Origin of the sequence: Pseudactinotalea terrae, assembly GCF_009733845.1 — a bacterium.
In the GTDB taxonomy this organism is placed as follows: domain Bacteria; phylum Actinomycetota; class Actinomycetes; order Actinomycetales; family Beutenbergiaceae; genus Pseudactinotalea; species Pseudactinotalea terrae.
Genome location: NZ_WNXZ01000004.1, coordinates 21415 through 33790, shown reverse-complemented (window position 1 = coordinate 33790; position 12376 = coordinate 21415). Strand labels below are relative to the sequence as shown.

12 protein-coding genes are annotated in these 12376 nt (G+C 71.2%); 6 read left to right on the top strand and 6 right to left on the bottom strand.

The annotated features are described in order from the left end of the window. Positions 1 to 76: 76 nt before the first annotated feature. The 5 genes from GPA03_RS14040 to GPA03_RS14020 all read right to left on the bottom strand — a co-directional run bounded on the left by GPA03_RS14040 (position 77) and on the right by GPA03_RS14020 (position 4388). The gene (locus GPA03_RS14040) at positions 77 to 925 is read right to left on the bottom strand and encodes an SRPBCC domain-containing protein (protein WP_156252667.1); all 849 of its coding nucleotides are present in this window, start codon (positions 923 to 925) and stop codon (positions 77 to 79) included. Then, the gene (locus GPA03_RS14035) at positions 922 to 1242 is read right to left on the bottom strand and encodes an ArsR/SmtB family transcription factor (protein WP_156252666.1); all 321 of its coding nucleotides are present in this window, start codon (positions 1240 to 1242) and stop codon (positions 922 to 924) included. The genes GPA03_RS14040 and GPA03_RS14035 overlap by 4 nt, the downstream gene beginning before the upstream one ends. A gap of 105 nt (positions 1243 to 1347) precedes the next feature. Beyond that, positions 1348 to 2070: a ThuA domain-containing protein gene (locus GPA03_RS14030; RefSeq protein ID WP_156252665.1), complete on the bottom strand. Its 723-nt coding sequence runs from the start codon at positions 2068 to 2070 to the stop codon at positions 1348 to 1350. Continuing rightward, the gene (locus GPA03_RS14025) at positions 2067 to 3182 is read right to left on the bottom strand and encodes a Gfo/Idh/MocA family protein (RefSeq protein ID WP_170296895.1); all 1116 of its coding nucleotides are present in this window, start codon (positions 3180 to 3182) and stop codon (positions 2067 to 2069) included. The genes GPA03_RS14030 and GPA03_RS14025 overlap by 4 nt, the downstream gene beginning before the upstream one ends. Positions 3183 to 3185: 3 nt before the next feature. Next, entirely contained in the window at positions 3186 to 4388 is a 1203-nt protein-coding gene (locus GPA03_RS14020) for an ROK family transcriptional regulator (protein ID WP_156252663.1), read from the bottom strand. A gap of 135 nt (positions 4389 to 4523) precedes the next feature. Between GPA03_RS14020 and GPA03_RS14015 the strand changes: the two genes are divergently transcribed. From GPA03_RS14015 to GPA03_RS13990, 6 genes are all read left to right on the top strand, one after another. Then, complete coding sequence (locus tag GPA03_RS14015) at positions 4524 to 5279, top strand: sugar phosphate isomerase/epimerase family protein (protein WP_156252662.1); 756 nt, start codon at positions 4524 to 4526, stop codon at positions 5277 to 5279. After that, a complete protein-coding gene (locus GPA03_RS14010; RefSeq protein ID WP_156252661.1) occupies positions 5276 to 6379 on the top strand; it encodes a Gfo/Idh/MocA family protein in 1104 nt (367 codons plus the stop codon). The genes GPA03_RS14015 and GPA03_RS14010 overlap by 4 nt, the downstream gene beginning before the upstream one ends. A gap of 130 nt (positions 6380 to 6509) precedes the next feature. Then, a complete protein-coding gene (locus tag GPA03_RS14005; RefSeq protein WP_194239526.1) occupies positions 6510 to 7628 on the top strand; it encodes a Gfo/Idh/MocA family protein in 1119 nt (372 codons plus the stop codon). A 47-nt stretch (positions 7629 to 7675) separates the two neighbouring features. Next, a complete protein-coding gene (locus GPA03_RS14000; RefSeq protein ID WP_156252914.1) occupies positions 7676 to 8638 on the top strand; it encodes a sugar phosphate isomerase/epimerase family protein in 963 nt (320 codons plus the stop codon). Between the two features lie 51 nt (positions 8639 to 8689). After that, a complete protein-coding gene (locus GPA03_RS13995) occupies positions 8690 to 9289 on the top strand; it encodes an HdeD family acid-resistance protein (RefSeq protein ID WP_156252659.1) in 600 nt (199 codons plus the stop codon). A gap of 18 nt (positions 9290 to 9307) precedes the next feature. Next, positions 9308 to 10234 (top strand): guided entry of tail-anchored proteins factor 1, encoded by a 927-nt coding sequence (locus GPA03_RS13990; protein ID WP_156252658.1) that lies wholly within the window; start codon positions 9308 to 9310, stop codon positions 10232 to 10234. On the opposite strand, the gene GPA03_RS13985 is transcribed toward GPA03_RS13990, so the two are convergent. Next, complete coding sequence (locus GPA03_RS13985; protein ID WP_156252657.1) at positions 10235 to 12373, bottom strand: MGH1-like glycoside hydrolase domain-containing protein; 2139 nt, start codon at positions 12371 to 12373, stop codon at positions 10235 to 10237. It lies immediately after the preceding gene. Between the last annotated feature and the right edge of the window lie 3 nt (positions 12374 to 12376).

Genomic DNA, 12376 nt, shown 5'->3' with positions numbered 1-12376 from the left:
CTACGTTAGGGCCTATACAACTGTAGACCGGTGTATCAGCGCCGCCGCTTCGGAGCTGGCGTCCGTTTGCCGACCGTCAACTCACAGCGCCGAGCCGTGCGGCCTCGCGAACGACGTGACCGATCGCGCCGGCGCCCCACTGGTCGACGGCCGCCTCGATCTCCGCCTCGTCCGTCCCCGTGACCTCGAGTATCAGACGCGCGCCGTGGCCGGTGCCCTGTCCCAGGGTGAGTCGGACGACGTCGCCCGGCTCGGTCGCGGCCGTGGTGAACGAGAACTGCGCCGGCGGCTCACACTCCGTCACCGTCCCGAGCACGGCGGCGGGCGCTGCGAAGGGCCGGAACTCCTCGCCCACGGCGGGGGCTGGCGAGCCGCCGAAGAACAGGTCCCATGCCACGCCAGCCTCGCAGATCAGCTGCCGCTCGAAGAGCACCCGCCACCCGGTCTCGGTCCGGTCGATCACCGGCCGGTCGAGCGCGAAGTGCGTGACGAGCTCCTCGTGCCGCGCCTCGCCGCGATCCGCGACCTCGGCCGGCCGCCTATCGGCCAGCACGTCCGCGACCGCGGCCAAGCACTGCTCCCAGCCCGTCGCGAAGCTTGCCGCTCCAGCGCGGTCATCGAAGTGGTGGGTGAGGACGAGCTCGGTGGCGTCGCCGTCAGCGACGAGCTCGAAGTCGAGCAGGTCATCCCCCCAGGTGAACGCGAGCCTCGTGGGCGCGTCGGCCACCTCGACCCGCCCTTCTCCGGCGGAGCCGTAGCTCACCACGGCGCCCACCTCAGCCGTGATCGAGACCTCCGTGGGGAACCAGGTGCGCAGACTGTCAGCCTCCGTCAGCGCGCGCCACACCCTGTCGATGGGATGGGGGTAACGGCGTCGGATCCGGATAGCGGTTCGCGCGCCGTCGATGATCTCCGGGTTGCTCATGGCTCGTCCTCTTCCTTCATCTCGTCCAGCTGGGCACCGAGCAGGTCGAGCCGGTCCTCCCACATCCAGCGGTAGGGCTCCAGCCACTGCGCGACCTCCGCGAACGCCTCGGGACGCAGGGCGTACCGGCGCTTCTGGGCCTCCGGGACCGCGACGACGAAGCCGGCGTCCCGCAGCACCCTCAGGTGCTTCGAGGCCAACGGCTGACTGATGCGCAGGCTGTCGACGAGCTCGTTGACCGTGCGCGGTCGCGCCCGGAGCTCGGCGAGGATGTCCTGCCGAACGGGATGAGCGAGCGCCTCGAACGTCACGGCCATGCCGAAAGCATGCCATGATCGTTATATAACGTCAAGGGCATGTTCTGCCGCAGTATCGGAATGTCTACGTGGTCTGGCAGAGACCCCGATACTGCGGCAGCGACCTCAGGCGAGCGTGCGGGGCGAGTTGCGAACCTCGGGCTGCTGGCGCTTGGTGTCACGGGCCGCCCACCGCACTGCGTTGGCGATCACCTTGCGGATCTGCGGGTGGAAGTACACCGGGTACTCCTGGTCGCCGGGCGAGAAGTAGAAGACCTTGCCCTGCCCGCGGCGGTAGGTCATCCCGGAGCGGAAGATCTCGCCACCGGAGAACCAGGACGCGAACACCAGCTCCTCGGGCGGCGGCACGTCGAAGAACTCGCCGTACATCTCCTGCTGCTCGATGACGAACGGCTGCTCGACGCCCTCGGCGATCGGGTGGGTCGGGTCGATGGTCCACACGATCTCGCGGTCCTGTGCGTTGCGCCAGGCGAGCGAGCACGTGGTCCCCATCAGCGTGATGAAGATCTTCGAGAAGTGCGCCGAGTGGAGCACGAGCAGCCCCATGCCGCCCAGCACGTGCCGATGCACACGCTCGACGACCTCGTCGGCCACGTCGTCGTGCGCCATGTGGCCCCACCACAGCAGCACGTCGGTCTCGGCGAGCACGGCCTCGGAGAGCCCGTGCTCGGGGTCGGCCAGCGTCGCGGTGCTCACCGTGACCTCGTCGCCCAGCAGCTCGGTCAGACCCTCGGCGATCGCGCCGTGGATCCCCCCGGGGTAGATCTCCTGCACGACGGCGTCCCGCTGCTCGTGCCACCCCTCGTTCCAGACCAGCACCCGGATCATCGGGCCACCTCCACCTTCTCCGTCAGCTCGCTCATGGTCACTTCTGCACCCCGCTCGGCGGACAGGTACGCCGCCTCGAGGATGCGGGTGCGGGTCGCGCCGATCGTGCCGTCGTGCTCGGCCCACGAGCTCGGATCACCGATCACCGCCAGGAACTTGTCGACGACGGCGGTGTGCCCCAGGCTCTCCGGCACCGGCAGCACGACGTCCTCGGACCCGTCGGGCGCCGTCGCGAACAGGGTCACCACGGCCGGCGCGTAGTCGATGGTGCGCAGCTCGATGCCACCGTCGGTGCCGTAGAGGGTGATCGCCATGTCGTCACCGCTCGGCCGGTGCGTGGCCCAGCTCGCCTCCAGCGTGACCGAGCCGCCGCCCTCGAGCCGCAGCAGCATCACACCGAGGTCCTCGACCTCGAAGGCGGAACCGGCGGCCTGCTTCTCGTCGGGCCCGCCACCCAGCCCGCGCGGCCCGAGCTCGGCGTGCGTGACACCGGAGACCGTGAGCACCTTCGGCTCACCCAGCATGTGCAACGTGGCGTCCAGCATGTGCACGCCGAGATCGATCAGCGGACCGCCGCCCCCCATCTCCTTGTTGGTGAACCAGCTGCCCAACGACGGGATGCCGGACCGCCGCCACCACTCGGCCTTCGCGTGGTACACGCGCCCGACCGCGCCGGCCGAGACCTGCTCGCGCATCGCGGTGATGTCGCCGCGGTAGCGGTGGTTGAAGGCCACCTCGAGCACCCGGTTGTTGCGCCGGGCGGCCGCCACCATCGCGTCGGCCTCGGCCGAGGTGCGCGCCATCGGCTTCTCGGAGAGCACGTGCAGCCCGGCGTCCAGCGCGGCGATGGTGGCCGGTGCGTGCAGGAACGTCGGCACCGCCACGCTCACGGCGTCCAGCTCCGCCTGCTGCAGCAGGTCCTCCCACCTGTCCACCGCGACCGGCACCCCGTGCTCGGCGGCCAGCTCCTCGCGCAGCGCTGTCTCCATGCCCGCGAGGCCGACCACCTCGACATCCGGTCTCGTGACGTACCGCGCCAGGTGCGACCGGCCCGCCCAGCCGAGCCCGATGACACCGACCCGCAACGGGCGGTCAGGGGGAGAAGCAGTCATCAATCAGTCCTCTCGAGCGAGCCAGGAAGCGATCGCCTCGGGGGCGAGCGCGTGGCGGGCGGCCATGATCGCGGCGCCGAGTGCGCCGGCGTTGCTGTCCCCACGGGCGGGGACGATCTGAAGGCGCTCGGTGGCGAGCGGCAACGAGTGTCGGTACACGACCTCGCGGACACCGGCGAGCAGGTCCTCTCCCGCTCGCCCGATGGTCCCGCCGATCACGACGACGGAGGGTCCGAGCACGTTGACGACGGTCGCCAGCACCGCGCCCACCTCGCGCCCGGCCTGGCGGACCAGCTCGATCGCGGTGCGATCACCGGCACGCACGAACGCCACGACGTCGGCGCTCGTGCGTGCATCCACGCCCGCCTCGCGCAGCCGGGCAGCGATCGCCGGGCCGCTGGCGATGTCCTCGAGCTCGCGCTCGTCCTCGGGCGGTCTCGGGCTGTCCGCTGCCCACGGCACCCGCACGTGCCCGAGGTCGCCCGCGGAGCCACGCGCGCCGCGCTGCAGTGTCCCGCCCATGACGATCCCCGCCCCGATCCCGGTGGAGACCTTCACGTAGAACAGGTCGTCGGCCTCGGCCCACCAGGTGGCGTGCTCGCCGAGCGCGAGCACGTTGACGTCGTTGTCCACCAGCACGGTCAGGTCGGGAAGCCCCAGCTCGGCCTGCACCAGCGCGGGAACGTCCACACGATCCCAGCCCGGCATGATCGGCGGGTTCACCGGCCGGCCGGTCACGTGCTCGACCGGCCCGGGCAAGCCCAGGCCCAGCGCGGCCACATCCGCCCAGGGGCGTCCGACGCCGTCGAGCAGGGATCCCGCCGTGCCGAGCACGGCCGTCAGCACGGGCTGGGGACCATCCGCGATGTCGAGGTCGATCGTCTCGGCACTCAGCACTCCCCCGGCGAGATCGCAGACCGCGACCGTGCCGTGCGTCGCGCCAAGATCGATCCCGACGACGACCCTCGCCACCGGGTTGAAGGCCACCCGGGCGGGAGGCCGGCCGCCCGAGGACGCGGCAGCCCCGGCCGGGGCCAGCACACCGGCGCGCAGGAGCTCGTCGACCCGGGCGGACACCGTGGAGCGCGACAACCCCGTGAGGTGCGCGATCTCCGCCCGAGTACGGGGAACGCCGTCGAGCATCAGCTCGAGCGGGCCGCCCGGACCCGGACCGGCAGCACGACCGGCAGGCGTTGGCGGCGTCATAGTTATGAGTACAGCACAGCGCACTACTGCTGATCAATCCTTGGACTTCTGATTGACCCGTCCGCAAAACTGTGTGAGCGTTGAGGTCGACACCCGCGGGCGCGCTCGTCGTGCCCACATGACGAAGGAGCACGTGTGCCCACCTCACCCCTCTCGGTCCAGCTGTACACCGTGCGCGAAGCGGCCGCCGAGGACCTGACCGGAACCCTGCAGCGGATCGCCGAGATCGGCTACGAGCTCGTGGAGCCGTACGCCTTCACCCGCTTCCCGGACCTGGGGGAGGCGCTGAGGGCCAGCGGCCTGCGCGCCCCCACCACCCATCAGGGCTTCCTCACCGCCAGCGAGGCGGAGCAGGACGAGATCTTCGCCGCGGGCGCCGCGCTCGGCATGGAGCGAGTCATCGACCCGCACTACCCCGCCGAGAACTGGGCCACCACCGACCAGATCGCCGACACGGCCGCGCGCCTCAACGCCGCCGCCACCGTGGCCGCCAAGCACGGCATCACGGTCGGCTACCACAACCATGCGTTCGAGCTCGAGAGCCGGCCCGAGGGTGCCGAGGGTCGCTCCGGCCTGGAGATCCTCGCCGAGCAGCTGAACCCGGAGGTCGGCCTCGAGGTCGACGCCTACTGGGCGGCCGTGGGCGGCGAGGAGCCGGTCGCGCTGCTGCAGCGCCTCGGCGACCGGGTGATCGCGGTCCACGTGAAGGACGGCCCGGGCACCAAGGAGAACCTCGACCAGGTCGCTGTCGGGTCGGGCAGCCAGCCGATCGCCGAGATCCTCAGCGCCACCCCGCGCGCGCTGCACGTGGTCGAGCTCGACGACAGCCGCGACGACCGCTTCCACGCGATCGCCGACAGCTTCGCCTTCCTCTCCGGGATCCGGGCATGACCCGGACCGGACGCGCGGGCGTCGGCATCATCGGTGCGGGAAACATCAGCACCCAGTACCTGAAGAACCTCACCACGTTCGGTGACGTCGAGGTCCGGTTCGTCGCCGACCTCGATGTCGACCGCGCTGCCGCGCAGGCGGAGGCCTACGGCGTGCCGCGCTCCGGGACGGTCGCCGAGCTGCTGGCCGACGACGAGATCGAGGTGGTCGTCAACCTCACCGTGCCGGCCGTGCACGTGCAGGTCGCGCAGCAGATCCTCGCGGCGGGCAAGCACGTGTGGAGCGAGAAGCCGTTCGCGCTCGAGCGTGAGAGCGGCCGCGCGCTGCTCGCCGAGGCGCAGTCGGCAGGACTGCGGGTGGCCACCGCTCCCGACACCTTCCTCGGTGCCGGCATCCAGTCCTCGCTGCGCCTCATCGCCGAGGGTGGCATCGGGGAGGCGCACGGCGCGCTGACGCTGATGCAGTCGCCCGGGCCCGAGTCGTGGCACCCCAACCCGGCGTTCCTCTTCGACATCGGCGCGGGGCCGCTGTTCGACATCGGCCCGTACTACCTGACGGCGCTGGTCCAGTTCTTCGGGCCGGTCACCCGTGCGCAGGCTGTCACCTCGAAGTCGCGCGTCGAGCGCGTGATCGGGTCCGGGCCGCTGGCCGGCCAGACCTTCCCGGTGAACGTGCCCACCCACGTGGCGGCACTGCTGGAGTTCGAGAGCGGGCAGAGCGCCCAGAGCACCTTCTCGTTCGACTCGCCCCTGGGGCGCACCCAGTTCGAGATCACCGGGACCGACGCGACCCTGACCGTTCCGGACCCGAACACCTTCTCAGGCGACCTCACGCTCACCCGGGCGAAGTCCGACCTCGAGACCCGCCCCTCCGAGGGCTCGGCCGCGGGCCGCGGCACCGGCGTCGTCGAGATGGTCCGCGCGATCCGTGCGGGCGTGCCCGAACGAGCCTCTGGCGAGCTCGCGTTCCACGTGCTCGACGTGATGCAGTCGATCATCGAGGCCGGCGAGGGGCGCGAGCCGGTGGACGTGACCAGCACGGTCGACGTGCCGCCACCGCTCGAGGTGGACTGGGACCCGGCGGAGACGACGCTCTCGTGAGCGCCGCGCCGCCGATGACCGTCCGTCAGACCACCCCGTGCGGTGAGATCGCACGTCCACGGCGAGATCGCACATGCCGCTGTGCGATGTCACCGGCGGTGTGCGATCTCAGCACCACGGGGGCCAGCCGATGACCGCGCTGCCGGGCGCAGGAGTCGGCGTCGGCGTCATCGGCGGCGGCTTCATGGCGCAGATGCACTCCCGGTCGGCGCTGCTGGCTGGGGCGCGGCTGGCCGGCGTGACCGCGTCCTCACCCGAGAGCTCGGCGCGCGCGGCCCAGCGGCTGGGCTTCGAGCGAGGCTACGGCTCGCTCGAGGAGCTGCTGGCCGACCGCACGATCGACGTGGTGCACGTGTGCACCCCGAACGCGCTGCACGCCGAGCAGGCCTCGGCCGTGATCGCCTCGGGCCGCGACGTCGTCTGCGAGAAGCCGCTCGCCACCACGGTGGCGGCCGCGACCGCGCTCACCGAGCAGGCCGCGGCGGCGAACGTGACCGCGACCGTGCCGTTCGTGTACCGCTTCCACCCGCTCGTGCGCGAGGCCCGGGAGCGGGTGGCGCGCGGCGAGACCGGCCGGCTCCTCACGGTGGCCGCGAGCTACCTGCAGGACTGGCTGCTCACCTCCGAGGACGACAACTGGCGCGTCGACACCGATCTCGGGGGTGCCTCGCGGGCGTTCGCCGACATCGGGTCCCACCTCGTGGACCTGGTCGAGTTCGTCACGAACGACCGCATCACCCGGATCGCCGGCCGCACCCGCACGTTCGTCACCGACCGGGCTCACCACGAGCAGGTGACGAACGAGGACGCGGCAGCGATCGTCGTCGAGACGGCGAGCGGTGCCATCGGCACCCTCCTGGTCAGCCAGGTGGCCCCGGGTCGCAAGAACCGGCTCCACCTGGAGATCGCCGGATCGGCGCAGTCGCTCGCGTTCGACCAGGAGCACCCCGAGACCCTCTGGATCGGGCGCCGTCGAGGCAGCGAGCTGCTGCCGCGCGATGCCGACCAGAACAGCGACGCGGCGAACCGCTACTCGGTCGCCCCCGGCGGTCACCCGCAGGGTTATCCCGAGGCCTTCGCCTCGTTCGTGGCCGACTCCTACGCCGCCGCGCGCGGCCAGGAGATCGACGGCCTCCCCACCTTCGCGGACGGTCTGCGGGCCGCCGTCGTCACCGATGCCGTGCTGCGCGCGGCGCAGACAGATGGTTGGGTGGACATCCCGACCCCGTTCAGAGGAGAGCGTTCGTGAGTGAGTCCCGACTGCCCGTCACCCTGTTCACCGGCCAGTGGGCCGACATGCCGTTCGAGGAGCTCGCGCGGCGCGCGTCGGAGTGGGGCTACGACGGCCTCGAGATCGCCGCGTCGGGTGACCACCTCGACCTCAAGCGCGCCGACGAGGACGACTCCTACGTCGCCGAGCGCCTCGAGATCCTCGACCGCTACAACCTCAAGGCCTGGGCGATCAGCCACCACCTCGGTGGCCAGGCCGTGTGCGACGACCCGATCGACTTCCGCCACCAGGCGATCCTGCGCGACTACGTGTGGGGCGACGGCGACCCCGAGGGCGTGCGGCAGCGCGCGGCCGAGGACATGAAGCGGGCTGCGCGGGTGGCGCGCAAGCTCGGCATCGACACGGTCGTGGGGTTCACGGGCTCGAAGATCTGGCCGTACGTGGCGATGTTCCCGCCGGTCCCGGCCTCGGTCATCGACGAGGGCTACCAGGACTTCGCCGACCGCTGGAACCCGATCCTCGACGTGTTCGACGAGCAGGGCGTGCGGTTCGCGCACGAGGTGCACCCGAGCGAGATCGCCTACGACCACTGGACCAGCGTGCGCACCCTCGAGGCGATCGACCACCGCCCGGCCTTCGGCTTCAACTGGGACCCCTCGCACATGGCGTGGCAGGGCGTCGACTCGGTCGCCTTCATCACCGACTTCGCCGACCGGATCTACCACGTGGACTGCAAGGACACCCGGATCCGCCCCGCCTCCGGCCGCTCGGGCATCCTCGGCTCGCACCTGCCCTGGGGCGACCCGCGCCGCGGCTGGGACTTCGTGTCCACCGGCCACGGCGACATCCCGTGGGAGGACGCGTTCCGCGCGCTGGCCTCGATCGGCTACGACGGCCCGATCTCGGTCGAGTGGGAGGACGCCGGCATGGACCGCCTGCACGGAGCCGCCGAGGCGGTCGGGTACATCCGCTCGCTGCTCTGGAACCTCCCCGAGGCCAGTTTCGACGCCGCCTTCAGCAACCAGTAGACCGGCCGGGTGTAGGTTCCAGGTCTCGGGTCCGGACCGACGGGAGCTCCCATGACCACGACACCCGCCCCGGTCGAGGCGCGCACGCTGGCCACCACCGTGTGGTGGCTCGTCCTCGTGCAGGGAATCCTGGCGATCGCCTTCGGCATCGTCGCCATGTTCTTCCGGGACGCGACGCTGCTGACCATCCTCGTGTTCTTCGGCGTCTACTCGATCCTCGACGGCGTGCTCGCCGTCTGGGGCGGGCTCCGGAACCGTGAGGAGGGCTGGGGCTGGATGCTGTTCCAGGGCATCGCGGGCATCGCCGTCGGCCTGCTCGCGCTCCGGTTCCCGAGCACGACCGTGATCGCGCTGACCTTGCTCGTGGCGTTCTGGGCGCTCGTGATCGGAGCCATCCGGATCTGGGGGGCGTTCGAGCTGCGCCGGTTCAAGGCGCAGGGCTGGCTGTGGGCGCTCGTGGCCGGCATCGCTGCGCTGCTGTTCGGTCTCGCCCTGCTCATCAACCCCGGCTACGGGGCGGTGACCCTGATCTGGCTGATCGGCGTCACCGCGTTCGTGTTCGGCGTCGCGCTGGTGATCAACGCGATCCTCGTGCGCAAGGTCGTGCTCGACTTCGCGGACGACGGTCTGATCAACGACTCCGCGGGCTGAGTGGCATAGCGTCGGAGCATGACGACGGCGGGGCGCGGCTTGGCAGGGATCGCGCGTGATCTGTACGGGGTGTCGCCGGCCGAGTTCACGGAGGCGCGGAACGCCCGCGCGAAGCGTGCCAAGGCTGAAGGTGACCCCGACCTGGCGAAGGCCGTCGCCGCGCTGCGGAAGCCGAGCATGGCCGCCTGGGTGGTCAACCTGATGGTGCGGCAGCTGCCGGAGCGGATCGGGGAGCTCGTCGCGCTGGGTGACGAGATCGGCGAGGCGCAGGACGCCATGGACGCCGCCATGATGCGGACCCTCACCAAGCAGCGCCGCACGCTCACCGCTGCCGTCGCCAAGGAGGGCGCAGCTCTTGCCGCAGAGATGGGGCAGAAGGTCTCGGCCTCCGTGATCGAGCAGGTGCAGAACACCCTGACGGCCGCCATGACCTCGGACTACGCCGGCGAGGCAGTACGCAGCGGCGTGCTGCTCGCCCCGATCGAGGCGACCGGTCTCGACGTCGTCGACCTGTCGGAGTCACTGGCCCTCCCGCTGTCGGTGCTCAGCGGCCGGGTGCAGGTCACCCAGGACCGACCGGACGCCCCCACCGATCTCTCCGCCCGGCGCGCCTCCGCGAAGGCGAAGGCGGCCAAGGAGGTGGCCGACGCCAAGGCGGAGCTGACCGGCTCCGAGGCCGTCGCCGTCCGGACCGGCAAGACGATGCGGGCCCGCAAGGACAAGGTCCGCACGCTGCAGGCGCAGGTGCTGCAGGTCCGCGCGGAGCTCGACGAGCTGCTGCGCCAGGTCGAGGCGCTCGAGGACAAGCTCGAGCCGCTCAACGACGACCTGCAGGCCGCGCAGGACAGCTACGCCGACGCCGAGGCGATGGACATCGCGGCGAAGGCTGCGGTCGAGAAGGCCGAGCGCCGGCTGGCCAAGGCGCGGGCTGCTGCGAGCCGGTAGTCAGCGCGCCGCTCGCCGGTGGTCGCAGACCTGGGGGTCCCAGGCCACGGTGACCCCGTCCGGACCGAGCGGACCGGCGTGCACGGCGGCGCCGTGGCAGCTCAGCTCCACCCGGCGGGCGCCGCGAGCGCCCGTGATCTCGACGTCGAGCACGTGCGCGCCGATGCGCACCCCCCGCATCGCGATGTCGTCCACGCCCACCTCGAGCGGCCGGATCCGCAGCTCGTCCGGACCGGGCTGCAGCCCCACCACGTAGCGGACCAGCAGGTCGATCAGCGAGGAGTGGTTGTAGTCGGGTTCGTCGCTGATCGGCTCGCCGGTCAGCGGGTCGTAGTGCTCCACCAGGTACGGGACCGCCGGGTCGCCGTCGCGGAAGTGGGACCGGAGGTAGGACCAGAGCCCGGCCGAGAACTCGGCTGCGAGGTCCTCGTCATCGTGGCGCAGCGCAGCCGTCCCGATCGCGTCGAGGGCGAGCCCCGTCGTGTAGGGCCAGGCCGGTCCGTTCCACATGCAGCCGTTGCGACCCTTGATGAAGTTCCCCATCCAGCCGCCCTGCGGCCGGAACGCGGCACAGTCCTGCGCCACCGAGGGGTAGCGCAGCGAGGTCCCGAACAGCTCAGGCCCGATCGCCGCACGCAGCCCGGTCAGGTGCTGCTCGTCGGTGATGCCCGCCCACCACGGGTAGAAGCCGACCACGTTGCGCACCCGTGCCTGCTCGTCGGTCTCGTGGTGCAGGTCGTAGAAGAACCCGGTCTCGGCGTCCCACTGCTTGGCGAGCACGGCCTCGCGCACGGTGTCCGCGATCGCGGTCAGCTCGGCCGCCCGCGGGTCGTCGCCGATCAGCGAGGCCGCCGCGCGTGCGTTCTGATACGTGTAGATGGCGCGGTCCACGCGCTTGAGCGGCGTGAAGGTCGCCGGGTCCTTGGCATCGGTGGGGTAGTCGTGCCAGTACCAGTAGCTCGGCTGGTACTCCTTGCCGGTGCGCTTGTGGTCCGACTCGACGGGGAGCTCGTCCGTACCGGCGCGCAGGCCCACGCGGTGCTCACGCAGGGCTTGCCTGACGGCGGTCTCCACCGCGGCCTCGGGCAGCGAGTCCCGCCCGTGCACCTTCGCGAACTGGGCGATCGCGAACCCGTAGTAGTTCGCATACCCCTTCGACCGGTGCCGGATCTTCGTGGCGCACAGCTGACCGTCCTCGGTCTGCGTCGCCGCCGCAGCGGTCATCACCGCGGACCCGATCGCGGGGTTGCCGTGCCAACGCAGGTCGACCACGTGGAACGGCGACGACAACGGCACCAGCATGCTGAACTCGTGCCCGACGACGGTCCAGGGCTCCTTGGTGTGCTTGTGCGAGCGACCCTCGGTCGCCGTCAGCCCCTGCAGGTATCCCAGCTGCGGCTCGGTCAGGCAGGAGCGCAGGATGTACCAGCGATAGGCCCAGGCCCGGTCGAGCATCGTCGACCCGGTCCGCAGCTCGGGGACCTCGTCGAACCAGCCCTGGTACTCGGCGATCTGCCGCTGCAGCAGTCCCGGGTCGACGGCATCCCAGTCGCTGGTCTGGTCGATCACCGGATCCGCTGGGTCACCAGAGGTGTGCCGCATCGCGGCCACCAGCCGCACCTCGTACCGCTCGCCCGGTGCGACCTCGACGCCCGCCCAGATGGCCGGGTCGGAGGTCGTGATGGAGAGCTGGATCGAGAAGTCGTACTCGGTGATCTCGCGTTCGCCGCGCACCCGGCCGTCGGCATCGAGACGGCACCACTGCCGGTCGAACGTCGCGCGCACCGTCACGGGCTCCGTGCCCTCGTTGTGCCACGTCTGGATGCTGACGGCCTCGTCGGTCCACGTGACGAACCGAGCCTCCTCGAGCAGCACCCCGCCGCCGAACCGCTGCCGGCTGCGCAGGTGCGACGGGCGCCAGGTCCCCTCGCTGCGCTCGGGTGCGGCCGGCCGGTCGGGCGCGACCGTGAACAGCAGCGGCACGTTGATCTTGTGGACGTAGTCGATGCTGCCGCGGAAGCCGGGGACGTCGTCGAGCACCTCGGCCCACAGCCGACGCCCGGTGGGCCCCAGCAGCAGGCTGCCGGGTCGCGTGCGCAACCCGCGATGAGGGCCGGTGAGTGCGTCGTCGATGATCATGCT

What these genes read in the sequence shown, in the direction of transcription:
- GPA03_RS14030 (WP_156252665.1), bottom strand. Translation starts at nt 2,070, where the DNA reads ATGATCCGGGTGCTGGTCTGGAACGAGGGGTGGCACGAGCAGCGGGAC.
- GPA03_RS13985 (WP_156252657.1), bottom strand. Translation starts at nt 12,373, where the DNA reads ATGATCATCGACGACGCACTCACCGGCCCTCATCGCGGGTTGCGCACG.
- GPA03_RS13995 (WP_156252659.1), top strand. Translation starts at nt 8,690, where the DNA reads ATGACCACGACACCCGCCCCGGTCGAGGCGCGCACGCTGGCCACCACC.
- GPA03_RS14025 (WP_170296895.1), bottom strand. Translation starts at nt 3,182, where the DNA reads ATGACTGCTTCTCCCCCTGACCGCCCGTTGCGGGTCGGTGTCATCGGG.
- GPA03_RS14035 (WP_156252666.1), bottom strand. Translation starts at nt 1,242, where the DNA reads ATGGCCGTGACGTTCGAGGCGCTCGCTCATCCCGTTCGGCAGGACATC.
- GPA03_RS13990 (WP_156252658.1), top strand. Translation starts at nt 9,308, where the DNA reads ATGACGACGGCGGGGCGCGGCTTGGCAGGGATCGCGCGTGATCTGTAC.
- GPA03_RS14005 (WP_194239526.1), top strand. Translation starts at nt 6,510, where the DNA reads ATGACCGCGCTGCCGGGCGCAGGAGTCGGCGTCGGCGTCATCGGCGGC.
- GPA03_RS14010 (WP_156252661.1), top strand. Translation starts at nt 5,276, where the DNA reads ATGACCCGGACCGGACGCGCGGGCGTCGGCATCATCGGTGCGGGAAAC.
- GPA03_RS14020 (WP_156252663.1), bottom strand. Translation starts at nt 4,388, where the DNA reads ATGACGCCGCCAACGCCTGCCGGTCGTGCTGCCGGTCCGGGTCCGGGC.
- GPA03_RS14040 (WP_156252667.1), bottom strand. Translation starts at nt 925, where the DNA reads ATGAGCAACCCGGAGATCATCGACGGCGCGCGAACCGCTATCCGGATC.
- GPA03_RS14000 (WP_156252914.1), top strand. Translation starts at nt 7,676, where the DNA reads ATGCCGTTCGAGGAGCTCGCGCGGCGCGCGTCGGAGTGGGGCTACGAC.